This is a genomic window from Streptacidiphilus melanogenes, assembly GCF_000787835.1.
Taxonomy (GTDB): Bacteria; Actinomycetota; Actinomycetes; order Streptomycetales; family Streptomycetaceae; genus Streptacidiphilus; species Streptacidiphilus melanogenes.
Window position 1 is genome coordinate 43,762 of the sequence record NZ_BBPP01000013.1, and the last position, 1,800, is coordinate 45,561.

At 76.6% G+C, this 1,800-nt stretch carries 2 protein-coding genes and 1 pseudogene; 2 read left to right on the forward strand and 1 reads right to left on the reverse strand.

Annotation, left to right across the window (positions count from 1 at the left end; all coding sequences use genetic code 11):
- Positions 1-234 (forward strand): annotated as a pseudogene (locus TR49_RS16505) (patatin-like phospholipase family protein); the annotation flags it as partial.
- Between the two features lie 7 nt (positions 235-241).
- On the opposite strand, the gene TR49_RS40045 reads toward TR49_RS16505, so the two are convergent.
- The gene (locus TR49_RS40045; RefSeq protein ID WP_052434364.1) at positions 242-937 is read right to left on the reverse strand and encodes a peptidoglycan-binding domain-containing protein; all 696 of its coding nucleotides are present in this window, start codon (positions 935-937) and stop codon (positions 242-244) included.
- A 204-nt stretch (positions 938-1,141) separates the two neighbouring features.
- Here TR49_RS40045 and TR49_RS16515 point away from each other — a divergent pair.
- The coding region (locus tag TR49_RS16515; RefSeq protein WP_063770106.1) for a TetR/AcrR family transcriptional regulator at positions 1,142-1,800 on the forward strand (659 nt) is incomplete at its 3' end.

Consider the following 1,800-nt stretch of genomic DNA (forward strand, 5'->3'; position numbering starts at 1 on the left):
CACCGCCCCGGTCGCGGCGGGCGGCGCCCCACCCCCCCCCCGCGCCCCCGGGCGGCCCGCCTCGCCGCCGCGGGCGCCCGCGTCACCCTGATCACCCCCGACCGCGCCGCCCGGCGCGCCTTCGGCCGCAACGTCCTCGACCCCTCCCGCCGCGCCCCCGCCGCCCGCGCGGGCCTGGCCCAGGCGGCGGCCCACGCCGCCGAGGTGGCAGCGGTCTGGGCCTCGGCGGACTGAACCTTGCCTACTGGCCCGGGTCGAGGGCCGCGCGGCTGCGGGGACCGTACACGCCGGTGGGGTCGCCGGTGATGCCGCGGTCCTGCTGAAGCTGCGTCACCCCGCGTGTGGTAGCCGCGTCGTAGACGCCGGTGACCGCCACGTAGGTGAAGCCCTGCTGGAACAGCAGCTGTTGCAGCCGTACGACGGCCGGGCCGCGGTCACCCGGGCGCAGTGTGCCGTCGGCCGCGGCGGGCGCGGGCTGCGACGCGGTGGGAGTCGCGGAAGCGGACTTCTGCGGGGCGGCGGTCGCGACCGTCCCGTGCGCCGGTAGGACCACCGGGTGCGCACTGCGGCTCGCCGCCGCGGTCGTGGCGGCCGACGTCGCGGAGCCGCCTGACGTGGGGAGCGCGGCAGGCGCGGCGACGGACCCCGACGCGGCCTTGTGGGGGCCGCCTCCCCCGTCCGTCGTCACGGCCACGACCAGCCCGACGGCCGCGAGCGCGCCCAGCGCGAGCGCCGCGGTCAGCCCACGGGAGAGCCCCCGCTGTGCCGGCTGCAGGGGCCGCCCGCCGACGCGACCCACCGCCGGACGCACGGGCGCGTGCACGCGCCGGGCCGCCGGGGTGGGCCACTCGGGCGGCTCGGGCAGGTCGGAGGACATGTCCGTTTCGCCGCTCAGAGCGGTGACGTACGGACGGACGAGTTCCGGTTGGGGCTCCATGGGTCGGTCATCATACGGACGCCCCCGGCCCTGCGCCGCCGCCGTTCCCCCGCCGGACCAGCCGCTGTATCCTCCCGCGACTCCCTCGCCTCGTCTCCACCCACCTCATCTCCACCCACCTCCGGCGCGTCCGCTCTCGACGCCGTCGGCGACGCACGATACATTCGCGTATCGGATACACCGACGTATCGAAACGAGGGGCCGATGCCGTCGAGCGTCGTCGCAGGTCAGGCCGGGGCAGCGCCCGCGCGCGTCACCAGGCGCCGGGCACTGACCCGAGCGCGCCTGCTGGAGGCCGCCTTCGACGTCTTCGCGGCCAACGGCTTCGGGCACACCACCATCGAGGCCGTCTGCGACGCCGCCGGATTCACACGCGGCGCCTTCTACTCCAACTTCACCGACCTCGACGAGCTCTTCTTCGCGCTCTACGACGACCGCTCCGCGCTGATCGCACGGCAGCTCACGGAGGCTCTCGCCACCACGGAAGGCGAGCCCGAGCTGACGCTCGCCGAGCTCACCGCCCAGGTCACCCGCGAACTGCTGCTGGACCGCGACTGGTTGCTGGTCAAGACCGAGTTCCTGCTGCACGCCGCCCGCCGCCCCGGCGTCGCCCGCGCGCTCGCCGACCACCGCGAGACCCTGCGCGACGTCTGCGCCCAACGCCTGCGCGAGCTGGCCGAGCGCGGCCGCCCGCTGCCCGCGCTGCTCGGCGACGCGGGCGAGGCGGCGCGCGCGGTCATCGCGCTCTACGACGGCGTGACCGTCCAGCTCCTGCTCGACGGCGATCTCGACGCCGCGCGGGCCTGGCTCGGCCGGCTGCTCACCGCGATCCTCTCCCCCACGCCCGCCCCCACCGGAACAGA